The organism is Micromonospora sp. CPM1 (assembly GCF_023896895.1).
Taxonomy (GTDB): domain Bacteria; phylum Actinomycetota; class Actinomycetes; order Mycobacteriales; family Micromonosporaceae; genus Micromonospora; species Micromonospora tulbaghiae.
This window is the reverse complement of record NZ_JAMHIU010000007.1, coordinates 236,931-258,835: the sequence shown is the minus strand read 5'-3', so window position 1 is coordinate 258,835 and position 21,905 is coordinate 236,931. Positions and strand designations below refer to the sequence as shown.

Sequence of the window (21,905 nt, the reverse complement as noted above, 5' to 3'; positions counted from 1 at the left end):
CCCGAGCCCCACCCCCAGCCCTTCCACCCCCGCGCCGCCGCCCACCCCCACCCCAGGGCTCACGGAGCCGGTAGTGCAGGCAGCCGCCGCCCCACCGACCCCACCTCCCTGCTCCTGACCCTCGCCCGCCGCTCCTGCCCCCGGGGACTGCTCCCTCCTGCCCCGTCGATCTTGCACTCGTGGCCCCTCTGCTGCCGCATAAGCACCTTTCGCCCAGGCCCCAACCGCAAGATCGCCGGGAGGGGGGAGCGGGCGATGCCAGCCCTCGGCGATCTTGCACTTGCTGCCCTCCAGGTGTCCTGGATGCGGCATTTGTCGGGGCCATGAGTGCAAGATCGCCGAGGGTCGGGGGGAGTGCGGGGGCGGGAGGGGTCAGGTCGGGGTGGGGAGGTCCAGCCACATGAGGATCTCGTCTCGGGCGTCGGTGGGGGACAGGCGCAGCGCGGCGGGGAGGCGGCCGATCTCGCGATAACCGAGGCGCTTGTAGAAGCGGTCCAGTCCCAGACCGTCGCGGACCGTCACGTGCAGCGCCGCCAAACCCAGCCGTCGGGCGATCCGTTCGGCCTCGCGCATCAGCGCCGCGCCGTACCCGCGCCCTTGGGTGTCGGGGTGCACCATCACGCGCTTGAGCACCCGCCAGTGCGTCTTGAGGTGGAACCGGTTGTCGGCGATGACGAGGACGGCGACCAGGCGTTCACCCTCGTAGCCGGCGAGGAGCCGGTCCGGCCCGTCCGCCACCTCGTCGAGCGTCGAGGTGGCGAGCGGGCGTACCTCGTCAGCGGTCACGGGGGCGACGAAGCCGACGGCGCCGCCGGCGTTCGTCACGTCCACCCAGAGCGCGATGACCTGTTCGCGCAGCTCGGGGGTCAGGTCGGGGTCGAGTACGCAACGCAGGTCCACGACGCCATCCTGCGCGCGGCGACCCGGCCCGAACCTGCGTTCGTGATGCGCGTGACAGCGCTGATGGTGCGGGAGGGGGGTTTCGAACCCCCACGTCCTCTCGGACACAGGCTCCTAAGGCCTGCGCGTCTGCCGTTCCGCCACTCCCGCCCGACCCGCCGAGTTTAGAGTGTCGCGCCGGAGCCGTGTGTACTCCGGGCCGCGACGAGCCGCGACGCGACGGGCCGCGACGCGACGTGGCATGCCCGTCCGGCGGCCTCAGTCGAGGCCGAGGTCCCGCCGCAGCTTGGCGACGTGACCGGTGGCCCGCACGTTGTAGAACGCCTGCTCGATCTTGCCGTCCTCGTCCACCACGAACGTCGAGCGGATCACGCCGGTGACGGTACGGCCGTACATCTGCTTCTCGCCGAACGCGCCGTACGCGGTCAGCACCGCCTTGTCCTCGTCGGAGACCAGCGGGAACGTGATGGCGTCCCGGTCGCGGAACTTGGCGAGCTTCGCCGGCTTGTCCGGCGAGATGCCCACCACCTCGTAGCCGGCGGCCTGGAGGGAGGCGAGCGAGTCCCGGAAGTCACACGCCTGCTTCGTGCAGCCGGGCGTCATGGCGGCCGGGTACGCGTACAGGATGACCTTGCGGCCACGCAGGCCGGCCAGGGACAGCGTGCCGCCGTCGTCGGTGGGGAGGGTGAACTCGGGGGCGGGGTCGCCGGGCTTGAGGCGGTCGGTCATGGCGGTGACGATACCGCCGGGCCGGTGCGGTCGGCCGACGGCGACCCGCCGGCGCGGTGACGGCCATCATGAGGTTGTTGCCAGATATTGGCAACAGTGCCTTCCTGGAAATACGCTGAGCGCGTGGACACCCTGGCGATGCACATCTCCAACGGGATCATCAACGGTCCGGTCGCCGCGATCTTCGCGGTTCTCGCCCTCGCCGCGCTCGCCTTCTGCGTGCTGCGGGGCCGAGCCGACCTCGACGACCGGCTGGCTCCGATGGCCGGGCTGGTGGCGGCGTTCATCTTCGCCGTGCAGATGCTCAACTTCCCGATCTTCACCGCCGGGGTCAGCGGTCACCTGCTCGGCGGCGCGCTGGCCGCGCTGCTCGTCGGCCCCTGGGTCGGCGCGCTCTGTGTCGCCGTGGTGCTGATCGTGCAGGCGCTGGTCTTCGGTGACGGCGGGGTCGCCATGCTCGGCCTCAACGTCACCAACATGGCGCTCCTCGGCACCGCCGCCGCGTACCTGCTGATCGCGCTCCTGCTGCGCGTGCTGCCGCGTACCCCGGCCGGGCTGGCCGTCACCGCCTTCGTCTCCGCGCTGGTCAGCGTGGTGGTCGCGTCCCAGGGCTTCGTCCTTCAGTACTGGCTGGGCGGCACCACCGACCTCGGCGGCAACCTCGCCGGCCTGGCCGGCACCATGGCCGTCGCCCACCTGCTCATCGGCATCGGCGAGGGCCTGATCACCGCGACCACTGTGGTCACCGTCGCGAAGGTCCGGCCCGACCTGGTGTACGCGCTGCGCGCCCTCAAGCCGGCCACGCCGGCTCCCGCCGTCCCGGTCGCCGGAGGTGCCCGATGAGCAAGCGTCACTGGCCGTTCCTGCTCGGCGGCCTGCTGGTGGCCCTGCTGCTGGCCGGCGTGGTCAGCAACTACGCCTCCTCGCACCCGGACGGGCTCGACTCGTCGCTGCTCAAGGGCTGCACCGTGAACGCCGACGACGAGATCACCGGCGGTAGCTGCCCGGCCCAGCAGGCCAAGGACCACGAGCTGGCGGACAGCCCGCTGGCCGACTACGGCGTACGCGGGATCGGCAACGACTTCGTCTCCACCGGCCTGTCCGGCGTACTCGGTGTGCTGCTCACCTTCGCGCTCGGCGGGGGCCTGTTCTGGCTGGCCCGCCGCCGCGGCCCGGCGAAGCCCACCGGATCCGGCGCGCCCACCACGAGCGCCGACCCGGCGGACGAGGCCGCGACCCCGTCCACCGGCACACGCTGACCATGGGTGCCGGGCACGCGCACGTGCTCTACCGCGAGTCCGGCTCGCCGGTGCACCGCCTCCCGCCGGAGGTGAAGATCGCCGCCATGGTGCTGTTCACAGTCGCGGTGGTGGCCACGCCCCGGGAGGCGTACTGGGCCTTCGGCGGGTACGCCCTCCTGGTCGCCGTGGTGGCCGCGCTGGCCCGGGTCGGCCCGCGCTGGCTGCTCAGCCGGGCGCTGATCGAGCTGCCGTTCGTGCTGTTCGCGTTCGCGCTGCCGTTCCTCGGCGCCGGGGAGCGGGTCGAGGTGGCCGGGCTCGCCCTGTCCGTCGACGGGCTGCACGGCGCGTTCAACATCCTCGCCAAGGGCACGCTCGGCGTACTCGCGTCGCTCCTGCTCGCCGCGACCACGACGACGCGTGACCTGCTGGTCGGCCTGGACCGGCTGCGGTGCCCGCAGATCCTCACCCAGATCGCCACGTTCATGCTGCGCTACCTGGAGGTGCTCGTCGGCGAGGCCCGGCGGATGCGGGTGGCGCGGGTGTCCCGGGGCGACGACCCGCGGTTCCTGTGGCAGTTGCGCGGCTTCGCGGCCGGGGTCGGCGCGCTGTTCCTGCGCGCGTTCGAGCGCGGCGAGCGGGTCTACCTGGCGATGCTCTCCCGCGGCTACACCGGCCGGATGCCGGCGGTGTGGCAGGGGGCCGGCGCGGCCACCGCCGGCCAGTGGGCGGCCGCCGCGACGGTGCCGGCGATCGCGGCCACCATCGCCGCCGTCGCACTCGTCCTGCAATGATCGGGTACGTGCAGCAGCCGCCCTCCCTCGACATCAGCGGCGTCCGGTACGCGTACCCGGACGGTCACGTCGCCCTGCACGGGGTGGACCTGACCGTGCCGCGCGGCGAGCGGGTGGCGCTGCTCGGGCCCAACGGCGCCGGCAAGACCACGCTCGTGCTGCACCTCAACGGCATCCTCACCCCGACCGAGGGCACGGTGAGCGTCGGCGGCCTGACGGTCAGCCGCGACCGGGAGACGCTGGCCGAGGTACGCCGCCGCGTCGGCATCGTCTTCCAGGACCCGGACGACCAGCTGTTCCTGCCCACAGTCGCCGAGGACGTGGCGTTCGGCCCGGCCAACCTGGGCCTGCGCGGGGCCGAGCTGGCCGCCCGCGTCGACGAGGCGCTCGCGGCCGTCGGGATGGGCGAGCACCGGGACCGGGCGCCGCATCACCTGTCGTTCGGGCAGCGGCGCCGGGTGGCGGTGGCGACGGTGCTGGCCATGCGCCCGGAGATCCTGGTGCTGGACGAGCCGTCGTCGAACCTCGACCCGGCCGCCCGCCGCGAGCTGGCGGAGATCCTGCGCTCCCTGCCGGTGACGCTGCTGATGGTCACCCACGACCTGCCGTACGCGGCCGAGCTGTGCCCCCGCTCGGTGATCCTGGACGGCGGCCGCATCGTCGCCGACGCCCCCACCGCAGACCTCCTGTCCGACGAGGCGCTGCTGACCGCCCACCGCCTGGAACTCCCGTACGGCTTCGCCCCCCGCCCGAGCTGACCCCGCCCCCGTCCCGTCCCCGTCCCCGCCCTCCTCTGCGGCGATCTTGCATTTCCGGCCCGGGCGAACCCGGGCAAAAACCGCAGGCCCGGGGCAGCAACTGCAAGATCGCCGGGGCGAAGGCGAGCACGCGCCGAGGCCGGGGGAGGTGGTGCTCAGGAGGTCGGGGTTGGGTGGGCGTGGGGGTGGGGGGTGGTGCGGGCTGCCCTCGCGGCGGTGCGCAGGCGCAGCAGTCCTGCCGCCACCGCGCCGGCGCCTGTCGCCAGGCCGACCACCACGAGCACCCGGACCAGCACGGCCGGGCCGGCGGCCGGCGGGATCGAGCGGGACAGCGCGGCCAGGTTCGTCACTCCGGCGAACAGCGTGAGGCAGGCGCCGGCGAGCGCCAGCACGAAGTCGGCGGCCGGGCGGCGGGCCAGCGCGTACCCGCCGGCGGCGAGCGCGCCGAGCCCGGTGAGCAGCGTCCACACCTGGCCGGTGACCAGCTCGGCGAGCGTTCCGCCGACGCCGGGGGAGCCGGTGTCCAGCGCGCGGGCGACGGTGAGCACCACCGTGGCGGCGCCGCCCAGGGCGAGCAGCGCGCCCACCGCGCGCAGCGCCCGCACCCCGGCGGCGGTGCCGCCCGGCGCCAGCCCCGCCGCGCCGATCAGCAGGAAGCCCAGCGTGGCGGCCACCCACCAGGGGTACGGGTCGGGTGGCGGCACCCAGTCCAGCGTGCCGCGTACGGCTCCGGTGGTGTCACCGGCGCGCAGCGGCACCGCCCAGTCGCGTACCCGGTGTTCCCGGTCCGGGGCGGCGGCGACGGCGGCCGGCGGAGCGTCCTCCCGCCACAGCGTGCGCTGGTCGTGCCAGCGGGCGGTGGGTCCGTCGTCGATCCGCCGCCAGTCGGGCGCGGCGGCCGGGTTCGCCTCGGCGGGCAGCCGGGTCTCCCCGGCCAGCGTCCGGTTCAGGTACGTGGCGGGGGAGCGGGTGTTCTCGTACACGCCGCCGGGGCCGATGCGCAGGTACGGCTCACCGGAGTAGCCGAGCACCGTGACGTCGACGCCGGTGTCGTTCGTCAGCTCCAGCCGCGCGCCGGCCTCCACCATGCGGGCGGTGAGCCCGGGGCGGTCCGGGTCGACGCCGCTGATGGTGGCGCGGTAGTCGGTGCCGTCGGGCGCGTCCGCGCCGTGTGCGGCGGCCGGCGCGGCGAGCGTGAGCAGGGCGGTGGCCGCGACGGCGAGCACCAGCGCGGCCCGGCGTAGGGGTGCGATCACTTGCCGGCCGCCTCCACCGCCGACTTGATCCCCTCAGGGCTGCGGTCCTGGAGCTCGCTGCCGTTGACCTTGATGGTCGGGGTGCCGGTCACGCCGGACTTGCTCGCCTCGTCGGTGACGTGCTCGGTCCACGACCGGTACGTGCCGTCGGAGACGCAGGAGGCGAACTCGTCGCGGTTGAGCCCGACGCCCGCGCCGATGTCGACGAGTTCGTCGTTGCTGAGCCCGGCGCCGCCCTCCGCCGGCTGCTTGGCGAAGAGCTGGTCGGTGAACTCGCGGAACTTGCCGCCCTGGGCGGCGCAGCCGGAGGCGGCCGAGGAGCGGGTGGAGTATTCGGTGGTGGAGAAGCGGTTCAGGAACGCGACCGGGTGGAACACCAGCTTCGCCTTGCCCTCGTTGACGAGCTGGTTGAGCGTCTCGCCGTTGATCTGCTGGAACTGCTTGCAGGCCGGGCAGAGGTAGTCCTCGTACAGGTCGATGGTCACCGGTCCGGTGCCGAGCACGATGCCGGTGCCGGCGTCGTTGGCCCCGGGCGGGGCGGTGAACTCGTCGGACTTCTGGCTGGAGTAGACGGCCCAGCCGATGCCACCGGCGATGACGAGCACCAGCACCGCGGCGATCGAGGTCCAGAGCGTGCGCTTGCGCCGCTTCTCCCGGGCGATCTGCTCGCGTACGACGCGGGCCGCGTCCCGGCGCCCCTTGCGACTACTCATCGGTGTCCTCCACGGTGTCGTCGCCCGCCAGCCACCCGTCCACGGAGAACGGGGTGCGGGGCCAGATCAGCAGGAACCCGGCGAGTACCAGGAACCCGAGGTCCCGGAGGATCTCCGGGAGGTAGCTGGGTGTCTGGCCGGCGGCGAGCTGCCCGCCGCTGCCGAAACACCCGCAGTCGATGGCCAGGCCCCGGGCCCAGGCCGAGGCGATGCCGGCGATGAAGACCACGAGCAGCGCCGCGGACACGCCGGCGCTGATCCGGGTGGCGAGCCCGGCGAGCAGGAGCAGGCCCAGGGCCAGCTCGACGAACGGCAGCGCCGCGCCGATCACGGTGGCCACGTCGTACGGCATGACCTGGTAGGCGTTCACGGCCCGGCCGGAGGCGGCCAGGTCACCGACCTTGGTGCCGCCGGCGATCAGCCACACGGCGGCGAGCCCGAGGCGGGCCGCGACGCCGAGCCAGGGCCGCAGGGCCTGCCAGCGGCCGGCCCGGGAGGGGGAGGGGGTCACAGTCATTCGTCGTCCGAGCGCCACGAAAGGTTCCCGCTATCCGGCCAGCGTGTCGCCGACGGCGTCGACCAGTTCGTCGCGGGCTCGGGCCACCCGGGAGCGGATCGTGCCCACCGGCACCCCCTCCACGTCGGCGGCCTCGGCGTACGACAGGCCGAGCAGCTGGGTGAGCACGAACGCGGAGCGCCGCTCGGCGGGCAGCCGGCGGACCAGGTCGGTGGCGCCGAGCTGGCCGGCCGGGTCCGGGTACGGGCGGTCGGTGGCGGCCTGGGCGGCGAGCCGCGCGTCGAGCCGGCGGCGGCGCACCACAGTCCGCAGGTGGTCGGCGCAGGCCCGCCGGGCGATCCCGAGCAGCCAGGTACGCACGCTGGAGCGCCCCTCGAAGCCGGACAGCGCCCGGAACGCCCGCAGGTACGTCTCCTGGGTCAGGTCGTCCGCACTGTCCGGGTCGACGAGCGCGGCGGCGAAGCGCCACACCTCGGCCTGGGTGGCCCGGACGAATGCGGCCTGCGCGTCGCGGTTCCCGTCGCGGGCGGCCAGCGCCCAGCCGGTGGCCGCGTCCCGGGCAGCGTCGGGCGCCGACTCGGGGCGGTCGGCGGCGGTGTCGCGCGGGCCGGGGATCACGTCACCCGAGGTTACGCGGCGTACCTGGAGGGGACAGGGTCCTTCGACCCATTCCGTGGTCCCGCACACGCCGGGAACTTTTTCCGCCCGCCGTCCGACTACCTTCCCATGACCTCCGAGCAGGCCCGGCGTGGCGCGCGCCGCCGCACCGGGTGGGCGCTCGGTCACGCCCGCCGGAGACCGGCTCGCCGGACCCGCCCCGGTTCGGGAACCATGGCGGTCATGACTGCTGCCGTACGCCGCCCGTCCCGGGCCGTCGCCGCCCGTTCCGGGGCCGTCGCCGGGCTGCTGCTCCTGCTGGTCGCCCTGCTGCTCGTCCCGGCCACCCCGGCCGCTGCCCACGCGGTGCTGGTGAGCAGCAGCCCGGCCGCCTCCGCCGTGGTGCCCGAGGCGCCCGCGCAGGTGGTGATCACGTTCAGTGAGGGCGTCCGCAAGGTGCCCGGGAAGGTGCGGGTGATCGCCCCCGACGGCTCGCGGGCCGACCGGGGCGAGCCGACGTTCCAGGGCGCCGAGGTCACCATCCCGGTGGACCCCTCCGCCGGGCGCGGCACCTACCTGGTGAGCTACCGGGTCATCTCGGCCGACAGCCACCCGGTCTCCGGCGCCTTCACCTACTCCGTCGGCGCGCCGTCGGAGCCGCCCACCGACAGCGGTACGGACAACCGGGCGAACCCGGTCACCGAGAACGCGGTGAAGGTGGCGAAGTACGCCGGCTACACCGGTCTGCTGCTGCTCGTCGGCCCGGCGCTGGTGCTGGCCGCGCTCTGGCCGCGCCGGCTGTCCCGCCGGGGGCCGGCACGGCTGGCCTGGACCGGGCTGGGTCTGCTGGCGGCGGCGACGCTCGCCGAGGTGTGGCTCCAGGTGCCGTACGTCAACGGCGGCGGCCTGTTCGACGTGACCGGTTCCGGCCTGGGTGACGTGCTGGGCAGCGCCTACGGCACCACGCACCTGGTCCGGCTGGGCCTGCTCGCCGCGGCGGCGTTCCTGCTCCGGCCGCTGTTCGCCGGTCCGATCGGCCGTACCGACGGGATCATCCTGGCCGTCCTCGGCGGCGCGGCGCTGTTCACCTGGCCGCTGGCCGGGCACGCGGCGGCCTCGCCCGCGCCCGCGGTGTCGGTGGTGGTGGACGCGGTGCACCTGGGCGGCATGGCGGTGTGGCTGGGCGGCCTGGTCATGCTCGCGGTGTTCCTGCTGCGCCGGGCCGACGAGCGCGAGCTGGACGCGATCCTGCCGATCTGGTCCCGCTGGGCAGCGCTCGCGGTGGCCGCGCTGCTGCTGGCCGGCACCGTGCAGGGCCTGATCGAGGTGGCCAGCATCCAGGCGCTGTTCGACACCACGTACGGCCGGCTCCTGCTCGCCAAGATCGTGCTGTTCGCGCTGGTGATCGGCGTGGCCGCGTACTCCCGGGCGCTGGTGCGGCGGCGGGTCGCCGCCGGCCGGCCGGGCGCGATGCGGCGCGCGGTGGTGGCCGAGCTGGTGATCACGGCGGTGGTGCTGGGCGTGTCGGCGACGCTCGTGCAGACCACTCCGGCGCGCACCGCCGCCGCGGACGTCGCGGGCACCGAGCAGGGCTACTTCTCCACCACGCTGAGCAGCCCGATCTACTCGCTGGAGGTCCAGCTGGACCCGGCCGAGACCGGCAACAACTCGATGCATTTGTACGCCTACACCAAGGACAGCCGCCCTCAGCCGGTGCAGGAGTGGAAGGTCACCGCCGCGCTGCCGTCGGCCGGGATCGAGCCGATCACCGTCCCGCTGCTGCCGCTGAGCGACAACCACGCCACCGGTGAGGTCAACCTGCCGGCCCGGGGCGACTGGCAGTTGCGCATCACCGTCCGCACGACCGACATCGACCAGGCCACGGTGACCGCCACCGTGCCGATCAAGTAACGGAAGGTCCATCTGATGATCCGTCTCCGGCGCTCCGCGACAGTCGCCGCGCTGACCCTCACCGCCGTCGCCACGGCCGTGCTCGGCGTGGCCGGGCCGGCCTCGGCGCACGTCACGATCAACCCGGCCGAGGGTACGCAGGGCGGCTACGGCCGGTTCGCGTTCCGGGTGCCGAACGAGAGCGACACGGCGTCGACGGTCAAGGTCGAGGTGAACCTGCCGGAGAACGCCCCGGTCGGCTCGGTCTCCACCATGCCGGTGGCGGGCTGGACGGTCGCGGTGGAGAAGCGCAAGGTCGACCCGCCGATCGAGGTGCACGGCAGCCAGCTCACCGAGGCGGTCTCCAAGCTGACCTTCACCGCCGCGCCGAACGCCGGCGTGAAGCCGGGCGAGTTCCAGGAGTTCCCGGTGTCGATGGGCCCGCTGCCGCAGGCCGACACGATGGTGTTCAAGGTGCTCCAGACGTACTCCGACGGCAACGTCTCCCGGTGGATCGAGGAGCCGACGCCGGGCGCGGAGGAGCCGGAGAACCCGGCGCCGGTGCTCAAGCTCGCCGCCGCGGCGCCCGCGTCGCCGGGCGCGAGCGCGCCGGCCGCCGCGGCGGACGACGACGATGACGACGACGGCTCCGGTGCCGCCACCGCCCTCGGGGTGGCCGGCCTGGTCGCCGGACTGGGCGGCCTGGCCCTCGGCGGCCTGGCGTTCGCGCGTACCCGGCGGGAGCCCGCCGCGAAGTCCTGAACGCGAGCGGTTCACCGGCCCGGCGGAACGATCCGCCGGGCCGGTCGCCGTCCCGGCCGGGTGCCGCCGATATCCGGCGATCGGCCGACGCACGTCGGTAAGGTCGGCCGGGTAGTTGGCTACCGAGAGGGACGACGCGAATGCGTTTCGTACGCACGATCGCCGGTGTGGTGCTGCTGGCGTTGGGGATTCCGGCGCTTTTGGCGGGTGGAGGTCTCTGGCTGGCCGCCCGGCACGCCGACCCGGACGGCGGGTTCGGCGCCCGGTTCGAGCCGGTCCGCACGCCGGCCCGCGCGGTGGTGGTGGCCGACGTGGACGCGTTGCTGCGCGCCGACCTGCCGGTGGCGCGCACCGGGCAGGCCCGGCTGCACCTGAGCGCGCGGGACGACGACGGCGAGGTCTTCCTCGGCCTCGCCCCGACCGACCAGGTGCGACGGTGGCTGGCCGACGTCCCGCACAGCACCGTGCGCCGCGTCGCGGTCACCCGGGGCCCGCTGCCGGTCGATCTCGACCCGGCCACCGCGGGCGCCGGCACCGCCGCGCCGATGTCGGCACCCTTCTGGGTACGCGAGGGCGTCGGCTCCCTGGAGTGGAGCCCGGCGGAGCTGTCCGGCCGGTCGTTGAGCCTGGTCGTGATGCGCGTGGACGGCGCGGACGGGCTCGACCTGCGGATGCGTGCCGAGTTGCGGGCCGGGTGGTTCCCCGGGCTGGCGTGGGCGCTGCTGGCCGGCGGGACGCTGCTGGTCGTCCTCGCCGTGGTGGTGCTGCTGCGCCCGCTGCGGCCGCGTGAGGTGGTCTTCGTGGTCGAGCCGGACCAGGTGCCGGTGCTGGCCGGGCGTCTCGGCGTCACCTCGCTGAGCGGGCTGGGCCGCCAGCCGGGCCCGGCGTCGCGACCCGAGCGGCACCTGGTGGCAGTGGGCTCCGGGTCCGGGGGACGGACCCGCGCGGCGATCGCCCCGCCGCCCAGCCGGTGCCGCGACGACCAGGACTGACGAGGAGAACCCGAACGGCCCTCCGCGCTGCCGACGCGGAGGGCCGTCCTTTCACCGGGGGATCGGTGCTACCTGGGAGAAAACTGAGGTAGTTGGTACCAGATTAGCGCTGATCGCCGTTTGTTGCGAGGTGTGTCCGTTCAGTCCGAGTCATCGGTTTCTCGTCCGCATGCCGGCGGATCGGCAGCGCCGCGAGCACCAGCAGGCTCAGCAGGACGTACATGTTGCGGACCACGAAGTCGACCGGGTCGTCCGTGTGCACGACGGCGGTGCCCCAGTCCTGGAACGTCACCAACCCGTACACGATCGGCAGGCCGACGACGGCGGCCAGCGCGAAGAGGCCGCCGCGACGGCGGGCCCCGCCGGGCGTCGCCGGATCGGCGTCCAGTGCCGCGTCGACGAGCACCACCACCGCGGGGATGAACCAGTACAGGTGGTGGATCCAGGTGATCGGGCTGACCAGCCCGCCCACCAGCCCGGTCAGGGTGAGACCCACCAGCGCGTCCCCCGCGCGGGCCGCGCGCGCCGCCCGCCACAGGCCGAACGCGGCCACCGCCAGCGCGAGCAGCAGCCACAGCAGCCGGTCCGGCTCGGTCGGCGCGGTCAGGCGGCTGAGCAGCCCGAACAGTGACTGGTTGCCGGTGTAGTCGGGGCGGCCCACCCGGTCGGTCACCCACAGCTCGTGGGTCCAGAAGCGCCACGAGTCGCCCGGCGCGACCGCCGCCGCCAGCAGCGTGGCCACCGCCGCTGTCACCGCCGCCACGGCCGCCGCCCGCCACTTCCGGGCGGCTAGCAGGTAGAGCACGAAGATGCCGGGGAAGAGCTTGAGCGCCGCCGCCAGCCCCACGCCCACGCCGGCCCAGCGCCGGCCCTGCGGTACGGCGAACAGCAGGTCGCCGAGGATCAGCACCACGAGCAGCATGTTGATCTGCCCGAGCGTGATCGTCTCCCGGGTGCTCTCCACGGCGAGCACCAGCAGCACGGCGACGGTGAGGCCGAACCCCCGCGGCAGGTCGTGCCGCCGCAGCACCGGCAGCACCAGCCAGCGCGTGGTCACCACCACCGCGGCCACCGTCAGCACCGCGAAGGCGGCGATGGCCACCCCGAGCCGCAGATACCCGAACGGCGCCAGGAGCAGCGCCGCGAACGGCGGATAGGTGAAGTAGAGCGCGCCCTGCACCCGGTCCGGCTGGACGTAGTCGTAGAGCGGGTGCCCGGCCGCCCACCAGTCCATCGCCGACATGTAGATCTTCTGGTCGTAGTAGTCGTGACGCAGGTTGCGCAGGTAGGGCGCCGGCAGGATCGCGATCAGCGCCAGCACCACGACCACCCGGAGAGCCGTACGCCCGCCCGCGTCGTCACGGGGGACGGCGGGTGGGGCGACGGGTTCGGCTGGCACGCAGGAAACCCTAGCGGTCCACCTCGGCCGCCGGGCCGAGGCGCGGGCGCGTCGGCGGCGCGTAGTCTGTTCCGGTGGCTGATCTTCTCGTCTGGATCGACTGTGAGATGACCGGGCTCGACCTGCGGCGGGACGCCCTGATCGAGGTCGCCGCGCTCGTCACCGATCCCGACCTCAACGTGCTCGGTGACGGCGTCGACGTGGTGATCCACGCCGACGACGAGGCGCTCGACGGCATGCCGGAGATCGTGCGGACCATGCACGCCAAGTCCGGCCTCACCGAGGAGGTACGCCGCTCCACGGTGACGCTGGCCGAGGCCGAGGACATGGTGCTCGACTACGTGACCAGCTACGTGAAGGACCCGCGTACGGCGCCGCTGTGCGGCAACTCGATCGCCACCGACCGGGGCTTCCTGGCCCGCGACATGACCCGGCTGGACGCGCACCTGCACTACCGGATGATCGACGTGTCCTCGATCAAGGAGCTGTGCCGGCGCTGGTACCCGCGGGTGTACTTCGGGCAGCCGCAGAAGGGCCTGGCCCACCGGGCGCTCGCCGACATCCGGGAGAGCATCCGCGAGCTGGAGTACTACCGCCGGACCGTGTTCGTGCCGCTGCCGGGGCCGGACGTCGAGGCCGCGAAGGCGATCGCCGCCCAGCTCTGACGCCCGCGCCGAACCCGGTGGACGGGGTCGGCCGGAGTGTGGCTATGATTAGTCCGCGCACCGCCCCGGGCGACCGGAGCGGCGAGCATGGTGGCTGTAGCTCAGTTGGCAGAGCACCGGGTTGTGGTCCCGGTTGTCGTGGGTTCAATTCCCATCAGTCACCCCAGACACGGAGCCCCCTCCTCCGGGAGGGGGCTTCGTCGTGTGCGGGGGTCAGGGGGTGGGCTCGACGCTCGGCGTACCGGCGTCCGGCGTGGTGTCGTCCGACGGCGGCTCGTACGGCAGGGCGCTGCCCTTGACGTACTCGTCCCAGCTCATGTTCCAGTCGGTCCAGCCGTTGCCGTTCTGGAGCTTGCGCTCGGTGCCCTTGACGGTGATCGGGTCACCGATGCGGGTGTTGGCGAACAGCCAGTTGCCTTCCTTCATCGAGACGTTGACGCAGCCGTGCGACACGTTCGTGCGGCCCTGCACGCCCTCGGACCAGGGCGCGGCGTGGATGAACTCGCCGCCCCAGGTGAGCCGCTGGGCGTAGTCGATCTCGGTGCGGTAGCCCTCCTCCGGGCCCAGCTCCTCCATGGTGTCGAAGACCGTGTGCCGGAGCTTCTCGATCACCACCATGGTGCCGCTGGAGGAGGGGGTGCTCTTCTTGCCCAGGCTCACCGGGATGGTCTTGACCACCTTGCCGTCGCGGGTGACAGTCATCCGCTTGGTGCGGTTGTCGACGGTCATCACGAACGACGGACCGATCTTGATGTCGACGCTGAGGTCGGCCCGGCCGTACCAGCCGCCGCCCAGCGGCAGCCCGCCCGCCTGCACCTTGTAGCTGACGGTGCTGTTGGCCTTCCAGAACGTCTTGGGCCGGTAGCGCACCTCGGTCGGGCTCACCCAGTGCCAGATGCCCTCCTGGGCCGGCTTCGAGGTGACTGTCATCCGGCGCTGGATGTCGTCGCGGTAGTCCTCCGGGATGGCCCGGCCGAACTTCACGATCAGCGGCATGGCCACGCCCACGACCTGGTTGTCGCCGAGGAAGCTGGTGACCCGGATCTGCTTGGCCGGCTTCGCCATCGTGGTGAACGTGCTGGTGGCGGTGGCGGGCTTGCCGTCGTCGCCGGTCGCGGTCACGGTCGCCGTGTACGTCTGCCCGTACTCCAGGGCCGCTGACGGCAGCCAGCTCCCGCCGTCCGCCGCGAGCGTGCCGTCGACGACCTTGCCGGCGGCGTCCTTCAGCTCGACGGTGGTGTCCTGTGCCTCCTTCGTGGTGAAGGTGATGGCGGTGGACGCGGGCACGTCCTTGGCGTCGGCGGCGGGCTCGCTGATGGTGGCCGCCGCCTTCGGGGCCTTCTCGCCGCCGTCGCCGCCGCCCTGCCAGCTCGACGGCTTGTCGCCGCCGCCGCTGGTGCAGGCGGTCAGGGCCATCGCAGCGGCGAGCAGCCCGGCTGCCAGCGCGCGGCGGCGGCCGACGCGTCGGGCGCTCACGCCCCGGATCGGTTCGTCCTGGCCAGCTCGCATGACTCCCTCACAAGGTGATGCCGTTCCCCGTCGTCTCAGGTCAGACGCGCCGGAGCGGGTACGCGTTGCCGGACGTGAAACGGAACACCCCGCCCGGGTGTAACGATTCCCGTGCCGTCCGGCGCTTCGTCGGAGGTGGCGTGTCCGACCACGTTACGCCGGTCAGAACGGCGCCGGCTGCCCGCCCTGCGGAACGGGCAGCGCGCTGCCGGCGACGAACTGCGACCAGCTCATGCTCCACGCCGTCCAGCCGTTACCAGGGGCCAGGCGGCGCTCGGTGCCCTTCACCGTGATCGGGTCGCCCACCATCGTCTTGCCGAACAGCCACCGGCCGTTGGCCATCGACACGTTCACGCAGCCGTGCGAGACGTTGCGGCGCCCCTGCACACCCTCGGACCAGGGCGCGGCGTGGATGTACTCGCCGCCCCAGGTGATCCGCTGGGCGAAGTCGATCTCGGTGACGTAGCGGTTGGCCGGGTCCGGCTCGCTGCGGGTGTCGAAGACGGTGGACTCCTTCTTCTCCATCACCACCATCGTGCCGCTGGAGGAGGGGGTGCTCTTCTTGCCCAGGCTGACCGGCAGCGTACGGATGACCGAGCCGTTCTCGGAGACCGTCATCTGCTTGGTCGCGTTGTCCACGGTCATCTCGAACGCGCGGCCGATCTTGGCGGTGGCGCTGCGGTCGATGTTGCCGTAGCGGCCGTTGCTCAGCGGGATCCCGGCCAGCGCCAGCCGCACCGTGATCGTGGTGCCGGTCTTCCAGTACTCCGGCGCGCGGTAGTACGCCTGGGTGCCGTTGTCGACCCAGTGCCAGGCGCCGGGCTGCGGCGGGTCGGTCTGCACGAACATCCGCTTCTGCACGGCGGCCCGGTCCTTCTTCGGGATGCCCGGGGAGAACTCGGCGACCACGGGCATGGCGACCCCGTACGTCTTGCCGCTGAACATGTAGAGGCCGGAGCCGATCATCGACTTGGGCTTGGCCATCGTGGTGAACGTGCTGGTGCCCTGGTAGGTCTGGCCGTCCTTGCCGGCGCCGGTGAGAGTGGCGGTGTACTTGGTGCCGTACTTCAGCGCGGCCGACGGCACCCAGCTGGAGCCGTCGCGCCGCATCCGCCCGGCGACGCTCGTTCCGTCGGCGGTGGCGAGCACCACCTTCGACACGGTGCCGCCGCCGGGGATGCGGGCGCTGATCTCGGTGCTGACCGGCCGGGCGTTCGCGCCGTCGGCCGGGCTCACCGTCAGCGGCGGCGCGGCGGCGCTGTCGCTGGGCGCGACGCTCGGGTCGGGCGCGGAGGACGAGACGCCGCCGACCTGCTGCTGGCCGGGCACGAACTCCGGCTTCTTCCCCTCGTCGCCGCCGCCGCACCCGGTCAGTGCCAGCGACGCCGTCAGGACCAGGGCGCCCACCGTCGCCCCGGCCCGCGCGAACCTGCCCATGCCCACCCCTGTCCTCGCGTGCCTGGCGGACATCGTGCCGTATCGACGCCGTCGGACCCGCCCCCGCGCCGGATCAGGTGACCGTTTTGGCCGGTTTCGCCGGTTAAGCTCGTCCGAAGGGTGGACCCCGGTATCGGATTGGAACCCGCCTCGGCGGGCGTGCTAATCTTCTTCCCGTTGTCAGAGAGCGCCGCTAGCTCAACTGGCAGAGCAGCGGACTCTTAATCCGCGGGTTCGGGGTTCGAGTCCCTGGCGGCGCACCAACGAGCAAGGCCCTGACCAGGCGTTCCACGCCGGTCGGGGCCTTTTTCGCGTACGTGGGTGCCGGTGCGGCGGGTGATCGTCCGTGAGGCGGGGCGGGAACCCGGCCCGGGGTGCGCCTTGTGCCACCGCCCTAAGCTGATCATGGTCGTGCGGCCATGATGGACGGTCGGGCGACGACGATGAGAATGGGAGAAGACATGAAAGCCTTCCGACGGCCGCGGATCCGCAGCCTCGTCGCCGCCACCTCGGTCGCGGGCGCCCTGGTGCTCGGTCTGGGCGCGCCCGCGTACGCGGACTACTCGAGCCCGACCTACTCGACCCTGAAGGCCTGCAACGAGGCCCGGCCCAAGTACCAGTCGTCGTGGACGAAGCCGCAGGCCTGCCGCCCCATGTACAACTGGGACGGCACGAAGGTGATCGGGTACGCGTTCCTGGTGATCACCCGGGCCTGATCGGCATCCGCCTGCGGTACCCGACGCCAGGGAGGGATCGTGTCCGCTGAGGCCACCGGCAGCTCGGACACGATCCTCGTCTGCATCCGGGGCAACTCCGGCTCGGGCAAGAGCAGCATCGCCCGCGAACTACGACGCCGGCACGGCCGGGGCTGCGCCCTCGTCGAGCAGGACTACCTGCGCCGCATCGTCCTGCGCGAACGGGACAAGGCCGGCGGCGTGGCCCCCGCGTTGATCGAGCAGACCGCCCGGTTCGCCCTCGACCACGGCTACCACGTGGTCCTGGAAGGCATCCTGTACACCGGCCGCTACCGCGACGTGCTGACCTCGCTGCGGGACGGCCACCGGGGGCGGTCGCTGTTCTGCTACCTCGACGTGTCCCTGGCCGAGACGCTGCGCCGGCACCTGACCCGCCCGCAGGCCGGTGAGTTCACCGCCGAGCAGATGAGCGGTTGGTACGCCGCGCGCGACGTCCTGGGCTGGCCCGGCGAACTCGTCCTCCCGGAGACCACCAGCCTGGCCGAGGCGGTCGAGGCGATCGCGGCCGCCTCCGGGCTGCCCCAGACCGGGCGTGACGACGACAGGGGTTAGGCGGCGTCACTTGCCCTTGCAGTTACTGCAAGAGGCAGTCTGGGGTCATGTTGTCGATCAGCGAGTTCAGCCAGATGTGCCACCTGTCGCCGCAGGCGCTGCGCTTCTACCACGCCGAAGGGCTGCTCGTACCCGCCGAGGTCGACGACCGGACCGGCCACCGCTCGTACGCCTTCGACCAGGTGGAACGGGCCATGCTGATCACCTTGCTGCGGGACACCACGGCGCCGGCCGTTCTGGATCGTCAAGGTCGCGGTGGCGGACACACCGGGGACGCTGCCGCCCCTGCCCGCCGGCCTGATCGTGCAGACGGCCGAGGCCCACGACGAACTGTCGATCTTCATGCCGGGCCGGAACACCATGGCCAAGTACTGCACCGTGGTACTGCGCCTGCTCGACGCCGTCCCGCCCGACGGCGACCGGTTCGTCGACCTGGCGCGTCTTCGTCAGGAGGTCCGCCCCGACGGTGTGCTGAGCAGCGCGCCGGTCGAACGACGACCGGAGGCACCCGCCCAGGACCATGGGCGCTGAACCGTCGCGGCCCGGATGTCAGAAGGTCGGCCAAGACCGGACGAAACTCGGCACCGCAGTGATTTCGACCGATGAGCGTCGTGCCGATTGTCTCGCTTGAGATGGGCAAGATGATCACCACGTGTCACCCCGCCGACGAGGGTGATCCCGGCCGCCGCATCTGTCACGTGGGGCGAATATCTCTGACGGTACGAATCGGTTTTCCACGGTCCCTGTTCGGCGCTGCGTGCTGCACCGATGACCTGCCCGAGCGGTTGGCGTGATGCCGCCCGCCGCCATTTCGGTGCGTGAATCGGTCTGAGTGGTCCGGCGCTGTCCCCCGATGGTCGAGTACGACGTCGGCTGATTGTTCAATCAATGACAACTACACGGTGTCATATTCGAAGATGGCAATGCATGAAAATCGCTCGCAATGGTGGAGCGAGTCGCGCGGCGTCAGTTGACTGCGGCAACCATCTACTGATCTGCGGTTTTAAAGATCGGTCCGGCCGCCCGAGGTCGCCGCACATGGGTGTGGCAGTCGCTCAGCCTTCCAGTGTGGAGGGCGGATTTGGTTACCGAGAGTGTTGAGCGATCGATGGGATGTCCAGTTCGCCGTGATCCGTCCTGACGCAACGTGTCCGACCTTGTGCGCTGAGGCAGGACGCCCTTAGAGTCCCGCTCGCACAACTGAAAGCACACGGGGGAGGGTTTGTGGCACGTCGAGTGACGGCCACTGTCCGTTCGTGCCTGGCTGCGGGCGTCGCCGTACTGACGGCGGCCGCGTTGGCGGGCGTACCGGGAGAACCGGCGGAGTTTCTCGCCGCTGGACCGGACGGCGTGACAGGTGGCGTGGAGAGCCGGACCGATGAAGCGGTGTCCCTTCGGGCCGCCCGGGAGTCCGGCAAGCCGGTGCAGGTCAAGAGCCTCACATCGGAGACGACCGAGGTCTTCGCCCTGCCGGACGGTCAGTTCCGGGCCGAGCTCTCGGTCGGCGCGAGCCGGATCCGGCGCGGCGACCAGTGGGTTCCGGTCGATCTGACCCTGCGCAAGGGCGCGGACGGGCGGATTGCCGCCGTCGCCCACCCGTTCGATCTGGTCGTCTCCGGCGCGCAGCCGAACGGCACGACGGAGCTGGCCGTCCTCGGCCACGGAGCCGACCGGCTCGCGGTCGGCTGGGCCGGTCGGCTGCCCGAGCCGAAGCTGGACGGCGGACGGGCCACCTATGTGGACACGCTGCCCGGGGTGGACCTGATCGTCGAGGCGACCCGCGCCGGGATGGAGGCGTTCTTCGTCGTCAAGGACCGCAGCGCCGTGAAGCAGGTCGCCCGCCTCACGCTGCCGATCACCGGGCCGAACGCCACCCGGGCAGTCCGCGACGCCGGCGGCAACACCGCCATCCAGGACACCGCCGGTCGGGTGGTCGCGCGCACTCCCGCGCTGCGAATGTGGGACGCGCGGGTCGACGCGCTCGGGAATCCCGTCACCGAGACGGCGGTCGCATCCACGATCGCCCCTGCCGCCGCGGCCCGTGGAACCGGCCGGCTCGACCTGACGCTGACCCCGGACATGCGCTGGCTGACCGACTCCGAGCGGGAGTATCCGATCGTCATCGACCCGACGATCAACCCGCTGTACACCACCTTCGACACGTTCATCCAGGCCGGTGACACGGTCAACCGGGGCGGCACCGACGACCTCCGACTCGGCCGGCTCGGTCCGACCGGGCCCGTCACCCGGTCCCTGCTGCGCTGGGACACCGCGGCCCTCGTCGGCAAGCAGATCACCTCCGCCACCGTCTCGTTCTGGAACTGGTGGTCGCCCCAGTGCGAGGGCCGGTCGTGGGAGCTCTGGACCGTGGGGGCGGTGGCCGACGACATGATCTGGGACACCCAGCCGGCGTGGAACAACCAGGAGGCGACCACCCTGGCAACTGCCGGCTACGACGCCAGTTGCAACGACGCCTGGATCGGGATCAGCGGTACCAAGTTCTTCCAGCGCGCGGCGAACGCCGGTGACACCCGCGCCGACATGGGCCTGCGGGCCACCGACGAAACCGATTCGAAGGCATTCAAACAGTTCCGCTCCCGCAACGCGGCCACCAGTACCGAGGTGCCCAAGGCCAGCGTCACGTACAACTCGTACCCGACCGTGACGGCCCGGTCGACCGTCCCTGCCTCCACGTGCGCGACCGGCTCGGGTCGCCCGCTTGTCAACACCTTGACGCCGCAGCTCAAAGCCACAGTCGCCGACGGTGACGGCACCGCGATGACAGTCACCTTCGAGTGGTGGGCGATGAACGCGGAGAAGGCGATCGGTTCGGCGTCGTCCAGCAACGTCGCCTCCGGCGCCACAGTGGCGGCGACCGTTCCCGCCGGCGCCTTCGTGGACGGCGGCATCTACCGCTGGCGGGTGAAGGCCGCGGACGGGGTCAGCGGCAGCGACGCATGGTCGTCGTTCTGTGAGATGCAGGTGTACACCACGGCCACTCCGGTCACCGGTTGCACCGCCGGAACGGACAGCGACTTCAACGGCGACGGCGTCGCCGACATCGCGATCGCCGACCCGGAGGCCACCGTCAACGGCCAGATCCGTGCCGGCCGGATCAACGTCACGTACGGCGGCAGCACGACTGTGCACACCCTGCACGAGGGCGGGGCGAACATGCCCGGTGCGGCCGAGGCGGGTGACCGCTTCGGCACGTCGATCTCCGCGTACGACGCCAACAACGACGGCTGCACGGACCTGGCGGTCGGCGTGCCGAACCAGGCCGTCAGCGGCCAGGCCCAGGCCGGTGTCGTCTACGTGCTGTTCGGCTCACCCGCAGGCCTCGCGCAGGGCCCGCCCGCCGTCTGGTACCACCAGGACAGCGCCAACGTCCCGGACGCGGCCGAGGCGTACGACTGGTTCGGCTACGCCGTCGCCGGCAGCCGCACCGCCAGCGGTGAGCCGTACCTCGTCATCGGCGCTCCCGGTGAAGGACTGGGCAACCCGTTCACCGGGGTCGTGCACTACCTGCGCGGCGCCGTGAACGTGGTGATGTCCCAGGGCAGCGGCATCCCGGGCTCGGCCGAGACCGACGATCGCACGGGCTATTCGGTGGCCGCCTCCACGTACCACTGGGCGGTCGGTTCCCCGGGCGAGGCGATCGGCACCGAGGCCTTCGCCGGAGCGGTGAACGTCTTCAGCCACACGCTGACCAACGGGCTGCCGACGCTCGCCGCCGGCCTGGAGCAGAACGTCGCCAACGTCTCGAACGACGCCGAGGCCAACGACAACTTCGGCAAGTCGATCTCGATCGCGCCGTACCGGCCCGTCGGTGCTCCCGCCGGCCAGGCCGACTCGCTGGTCGTCGTCGGCGTGCCGGGTGAGGACCTGGTCGTCGCGGCAACCAACACCCCGGCACCGGATGCCGGGCTGGTGCACCGGTTCCACGTCACGGCCGCGAACACCTTCACCGAACTGCCCGCGATCACGTACGCCTCGGAGGACGGTGACTACCTGGGCGAGAAGGTCGTGGTGGTGAACACCGCGCCGGGCAGCGAGGGCACCAACGCGACGATGTTCGTCGCGATCGGCGTGCCGGGTGAGGACGCGGGCACGTCGGTGGCCGACTCCGGACGGGTACGTATCTTCCCGGCGCTGGCGAATCCGATCGGCACGCCGACCACGCTGCACCGGGAATCGGGCAGCATGCCGGGGACGGCCGGCGTCCAGGAACTGGTCGGCACCTCGCTCTCGGCCACCTCGCAGCGGCTCTACGTCGGCACTCCCTACGGCGCCGACGCCGTCTACGGGTTCACCTGGGCCGACCTGAAGGCGGGCAACACGGTCCCGAGCGTCACCTGGCAGCCGGGACAGGGCGGTCTCCCCACCGGGCACAGCGCGTTCGGGGCGGCGATCAGCTGATGAAGAGCATCGACATGAGCAGT

General features: G+C 72.3%; 22 protein-coding genes, 3 tRNA genes and 1 pseudogene. 16 read left to right on the top strand and 10 right to left on the bottom strand.

Annotation, left to right across the window (positions count from 1 at the left end):
- Window positions 1–372: 372 nt before the first annotated feature.
- The 3 genes from M8C11_RS11495 to bcp all read right to left on the bottom strand — a co-directional run bounded on the left by M8C11_RS11495 (window position 373) and on the right by bcp (window position 1,629).
- The gene (locus M8C11_RS11495; RefSeq protein WP_252449520.1) at window positions 373–900 is read right to left on the bottom strand and encodes a GNAT family N-acetyltransferase; all 528 of its coding nucleotides are present in this window, start codon (window positions 898–900) and stop codon (window positions 373–375) included.
- 64 nt (window positions 901–964) lie between these two features.
- A tRNA-Leu gene (locus M8C11_RS11490) sits at window positions 965–1,050 on the bottom strand.
- A gap of 108 nt (window positions 1,051–1,158) precedes the next feature.
- Entirely contained in the window at window positions 1,159–1,629 is a 471-nt protein-coding gene (bcp, locus tag M8C11_RS11485) for a thioredoxin-dependent thiol peroxidase (protein WP_013474255.1), read from the bottom strand.
- A 123-nt stretch (window positions 1,630–1,752) separates the two neighbouring features.
- On the opposite strand from bcp, the gene M8C11_RS11480 reads away from it, so the two are divergent.
- The 4 genes from M8C11_RS11480 to M8C11_RS11465 are packed head-to-tail and all read left to right on the top strand — an operon-like array spanning window position 1,753 to window position 4,419.
- Window positions 1,753–2,472: an energy-coupling factor ABC transporter permease gene (locus tag M8C11_RS11480; RefSeq protein ID WP_252449519.1), complete on the top strand. Its 720-nt coding sequence runs from the start codon at window positions 1,753–1,755 to the stop codon at window positions 2,470–2,472.
- Entirely contained in the window at window positions 2,469–2,888 is a 420-nt protein-coding gene (locus M8C11_RS11475; RefSeq protein WP_252449518.1) for a PDGLE domain-containing protein, read from the top strand. Before M8C11_RS11480 ends, M8C11_RS11475 begins: the two co-directional genes overlap by 4 nt.
- 2 nt (window positions 2,889–2,890) lie before the next feature.
- A complete protein-coding gene (gene cbiQ, locus M8C11_RS11470; protein WP_120571385.1) occupies window positions 2,891–3,661 on the top strand; it encodes a cobalt ECF transporter T component CbiQ in 771 nt (256 codons plus the stop codon).
- Window positions 3,658–4,419: an energy-coupling factor ABC transporter ATP-binding protein gene (locus M8C11_RS11465; protein ID WP_252449517.1), complete on the top strand. Its 762-nt coding sequence runs from the start codon at window positions 3,658–3,660 to the stop codon at window positions 4,417–4,419. The genes cbiQ and M8C11_RS11465 overlap by 4 nt, the downstream gene beginning before the upstream one ends.
- Before the next feature lie 155 nt (window positions 4,420–4,574).
- Here the strand turns inward: M8C11_RS11465 and M8C11_RS11460 are convergent, their stop codons facing one another.
- The 4 genes from M8C11_RS11460 to M8C11_RS11445 are packed head-to-tail and all read right to left on the bottom strand — an operon-like array spanning window position 4,575 to window position 7,523.
- Window positions 4,575–5,675 (bottom strand): hypothetical protein, encoded by a 1,101-nt coding sequence (locus tag M8C11_RS11460; protein ID WP_252449516.1) that lies wholly within the window; start codon window positions 5,673–5,675, stop codon window positions 4,575–4,577.
- Entirely contained in the window at window positions 5,672–6,388 is a 717-nt protein-coding gene (locus M8C11_RS11455) for a thioredoxin domain-containing protein (protein ID WP_121684579.1), read from the bottom strand. Before M8C11_RS11455 ends, M8C11_RS11460 begins: the two co-directional genes overlap by 4 nt.
- On the bottom strand, window positions 6,381–6,905 hold the full coding sequence (locus M8C11_RS11450) for a MauE/DoxX family redox-associated membrane protein (protein WP_120571381.1): 525 nt from the start codon (window positions 6,903–6,905) through the stop codon (window positions 6,381–6,383). The genes M8C11_RS11455 and M8C11_RS11450 overlap by 8 nt, the downstream gene beginning before the upstream one ends.
- 30 nt (window positions 6,906–6,935) lie before the next feature.
- Window positions 6,936–7,523 carry a sigma-70 family RNA polymerase sigma factor gene (locus M8C11_RS11445; RefSeq protein WP_013284395.1) on the bottom strand — a complete coding sequence of 196 codons (588 nt, stop codon included), beginning with the start codon at window positions 7,521–7,523 and terminating at the stop codon, window positions 6,936–6,938.
- 222 nt (window positions 7,524–7,745) lie between these two features.
- On the opposite strand from M8C11_RS11445, the gene M8C11_RS11440 reads away from it, so the two are divergent.
- From M8C11_RS11440 to M8C11_RS30700, 3 genes are all read left to right on the top strand, one after another.
- Window positions 7,746–9,413 (top strand): copper resistance CopC/CopD family protein, encoded by a 1,668-nt coding sequence (locus M8C11_RS11440; RefSeq protein ID WP_374667857.1) that lies wholly within the window; start codon window positions 7,746–7,748, stop codon window positions 9,411–9,413.
- Between the two features lie 15 nt (window positions 9,414–9,428).
- Window positions 9,429–10,154: a YcnI family protein gene (locus tag M8C11_RS11435; protein ID WP_252449514.1), complete on the top strand. Its 726-nt coding sequence runs from the start codon at window positions 9,429–9,431 to the stop codon at window positions 10,152–10,154.
- Window positions 10,155–10,294: 140 nt separating this feature from the next.
- The gene (locus tag M8C11_RS30700; protein ID WP_252449513.1) at window positions 10,295–11,146 is read left to right on the top strand and encodes a hypothetical protein; all 852 of its coding nucleotides are present in this window, start codon (window positions 10,295–10,297) and stop codon (window positions 11,144–11,146) included.
- Window positions 11,147–11,249: 103 nt separating this feature from the next.
- Here M8C11_RS30700 and M8C11_RS11425 read toward each other — a convergent pair whose 3' ends face one another.
- Entirely contained in the window at window positions 11,250–12,545 is a 1,296-nt protein-coding gene (locus tag M8C11_RS11425) for a glycosyltransferase 87 family protein (RefSeq protein WP_120571378.1), read from the bottom strand.
- A 74-nt stretch (window positions 12,546–12,619) separates the two neighbouring features.
- Between M8C11_RS11425 and orn the strand changes: the two genes are divergently transcribed.
- Together orn and M8C11_RS11415 are read left to right on the top strand one after the other, a co-directional pair.
- Window positions 12,620–13,210 (top strand): oligoribonuclease, encoded by a 591-nt coding sequence (orn, locus tag M8C11_RS11420; protein WP_013474266.1) that lies wholly within the window; start codon window positions 12,620–12,622, stop codon window positions 13,208–13,210.
- Between the two features lie 90 nt (window positions 13,211–13,300).
- Window positions 13,301–13,376: transfer RNA gene (locus M8C11_RS11415), tRNA-His, on the top strand.
- Window positions 13,377–13,423: 47 nt separating this feature from the next.
- On the opposite strand, the gene M8C11_RS11410 is transcribed toward M8C11_RS11415, so the two are convergent.
- Window positions 13,424–14,719 (bottom strand): Ig-like domain-containing protein, encoded by a 1,296-nt coding sequence (locus M8C11_RS11410; protein ID WP_120571376.1) that lies wholly within the window; start codon window positions 14,717–14,719, stop codon window positions 13,424–13,426.
- Window positions 14,720–14,881: 162 nt separating this feature from the next.
- Window positions 14,882–16,156 (bottom strand): Ig-like domain-containing protein, encoded by a 1,275-nt coding sequence (locus M8C11_RS11405; protein ID WP_252449512.1) that lies wholly within the window; start codon window positions 16,154–16,156, stop codon window positions 14,882–14,884.
- A 187-nt stretch (window positions 16,157–16,343) separates the two neighbouring features.
- Here M8C11_RS11405 and M8C11_RS11400 point away from each other — a divergent pair.
- From M8C11_RS11400 to M8C11_RS11370, 7 genes and pseudogenes are all read left to right on the top strand, one after another.
- Window positions 16,344–16,419 (top strand) — tRNA-Lys (locus tag M8C11_RS11400).
- A 198-nt stretch (window positions 16,420–16,617) separates the two neighbouring features.
- On the top strand, window positions 16,618–16,872 hold the full coding sequence (locus M8C11_RS11395; RefSeq protein ID WP_091329812.1) for a hypothetical protein: 255 nt from the start codon (window positions 16,618–16,620) through the stop codon (window positions 16,870–16,872).
- A gap of 39 nt (window positions 16,873–16,911) precedes the next feature.
- A complete protein-coding gene (locus M8C11_RS11390) occupies window positions 16,912–17,463 on the top strand; it encodes a kinase (protein WP_252449511.1) in 552 nt (183 codons plus the stop codon).
- Window positions 17,464–17,510: 47 nt separating this feature from the next.
- Window positions 17,511–17,621: pseudogene (locus M8C11_RS30515) on the top strand (MerR family DNA-binding transcriptional regulator); the annotation flags it as partial.
- A 97-nt stretch (window positions 17,622–17,718) separates the two neighbouring features.
- Window positions 17,719–17,994 (top strand): hypothetical protein, encoded by a 276-nt coding sequence (locus M8C11_RS30510; protein ID WP_252449528.1) that lies wholly within the window; start codon window positions 17,719–17,721, stop codon window positions 17,992–17,994.
- Window positions 17,995–18,065: 71 nt separating this feature from the next.
- On the top strand, window positions 18,066–18,257 hold the full coding sequence (locus M8C11_RS11375) for a hypothetical protein (RefSeq protein ID WP_252449510.1): 192 nt from the start codon (window positions 18,066–18,068) through the stop codon (window positions 18,255–18,257).
- Window positions 18,258–18,687: 430 nt separating this feature from the next.
- Entirely contained in the window at window positions 18,688–21,882 is a 3,195-nt protein-coding gene (locus tag M8C11_RS11370) for a hypothetical protein (protein ID WP_308212738.1), read from the top strand.
- Window positions 21,883–21,905 lie beyond the last annotated feature (23 nt).

Coding starts and splice junctions, on each gene's coding strand:
- cbiQ (WP_120571385.1), top strand. CDS start 2,891: ATGGGTGCCGGGCACGCGCACGTGCTCTACCGCGAGTCCGGCTCGCCG.
- M8C11_RS30700 (WP_252449513.1), top strand. CDS start 10,295: ATGCGTTTCGTACGCACGATCGCCGGTGTGGTGCTGCTGGCGTTGGGG.
- M8C11_RS11395 (WP_091329812.1), top strand. CDS start 16,618: ATGAAAGCCTTCCGACGGCCGCGGATCCGCAGCCTCGTCGCCGCCACC.
- M8C11_RS11455 (WP_121684579.1), bottom strand. CDS start 6,388: ATGAGTAGTCGCAAGGGGCGCCGGGACGCGGCCCGCGTCGTACGCGAG.
- bcp (WP_013474255.1), bottom strand. CDS start 1,629: ATGACCGACCGCCTCAAGCCCGGCGACCCCGCCCCCGAGTTCACCCTC.
- M8C11_RS11475 (WP_252449518.1), top strand. CDS start 2,469: ATGAGCAAGCGTCACTGGCCGTTCCTGCTCGGCGGCCTGCTGGTGGCC.
- M8C11_RS11465 (WP_252449517.1), top strand. CDS start 3,658: ATGATCGGGTACGTGCAGCAGCCGCCCTCCCTCGACATCAGCGGCGTC.
- M8C11_RS11435 (WP_252449514.1), top strand. CDS start 9,429: ATGATCCGTCTCCGGCGCTCCGCGACAGTCGCCGCGCTGACCCTCACC.
- M8C11_RS11450 (WP_120571381.1), bottom strand. CDS start 6,905: ATGACTGTGACCCCCTCCCCCTCCCGGGCCGGCCGCTGGCAGGCCCTG.
- M8C11_RS11375 (WP_252449510.1), top strand. CDS start 18,066: ATGAGCGTCGTGCCGATTGTCTCGCTTGAGATGGGCAAGATGATCACC.
- M8C11_RS11440 (WP_374667857.1), top strand. CDS start 7,746: ATGACTGCTGCCGTACGCCGCCCGTCCCGGGCCGTCGCCGCCCGTTCC.
- M8C11_RS11410 (WP_120571376.1), bottom strand. CDS start 14,719: ATGCGAGCTGGCCAGGACGAACCGATCCGGGGCGTGAGCGCCCGACGC.
- M8C11_RS11405 (WP_252449512.1), bottom strand. CDS start 16,156: ATGGGCAGGTTCGCGCGGGCCGGGGCGACGGTGGGCGCCCTGGTCCTG.